This is a genomic window from Sedimentitalea sediminis, from assembly GCF_042687825.1.
Lineage (GTDB): Bacteria > Pseudomonadota > Alphaproteobacteria > Rhodobacterales > Rhodobacteraceae > Sedimentitalea.
The window spans coordinates 1-666 of record NZ_JBHUQE010000071.1 but is presented as its reverse complement, the minus strand read 5'-3'; the positions used below and the strand labels follow the sequence as shown (position 1 = coordinate 666).

Below are 666 nucleotides of genomic sequence, written 5' to 3'. Positions count from 1 at the left end.
TGCGTGGCGAGTGATTGAGCTAGTAGCTCTTCCAAAATAGCGGTTCGTGTGGTCAACTCAGTTTGCTGAATAAACATGTGAGCGGTACGCGATGGATGAGGATTTCCCCGATCTTCCTGACGACGACAACTTAGCGTTTATGAAGTTAGAAGCTGAGTTTCGTTCTGAATACCAGAGTGCGACAGAGGACCAGAGCGGAAACTGGGAGTTTGAAGCCGCCGACTATATGAACAAGACACTAGCGGCAGCTAAGGCTTTGAATGTGGAAGCATTAAATAATTATTCCGCCGCTCAGCATAACTCCCGCGGGTTTGGCGAAACGTTTTGGCTGTTCTTCCGCGATGTTGACAATGTGATTATCCAAATGCGGATACACGGTTCGCGTCGCTCCAAGCTTAACTCTGTTGGATTTACGGAAGATCAAAAAAACAAGATACATGCCCTAATCGAGAAGATTAGAACGGCCGTTGAGAAATCTTCAGCACAGGTATCCAAGAAAGAAAAAGTCTTCGACATTCTAGGAGCGCTGGCGAAAGAGGTGAGCAAACCCAGAACCGCGCTTGCCCGTTTTGGGGATCTGGCCAGGGGATTGGCAGGAGTTAGCAAGGACGTAGCAGAAGAAGGTGCAGAACCTTGGTGGAAGTGGGCCTTGTTGCACAAATCGGT

General features: G+C 48.6%; 1 protein-coding gene. It reads left to right on the top strand.

Annotated elements, in window-relative coordinates; translation table 11 throughout:
* Positions 1-91: 91 nt before the first annotated feature.
* A partial coding sequence (locus ACFMPD_RS17565) for a hypothetical protein (RefSeq protein WP_380997361.1) occupies positions 92-666 on the top strand: 575 nt, incomplete at its 3' end.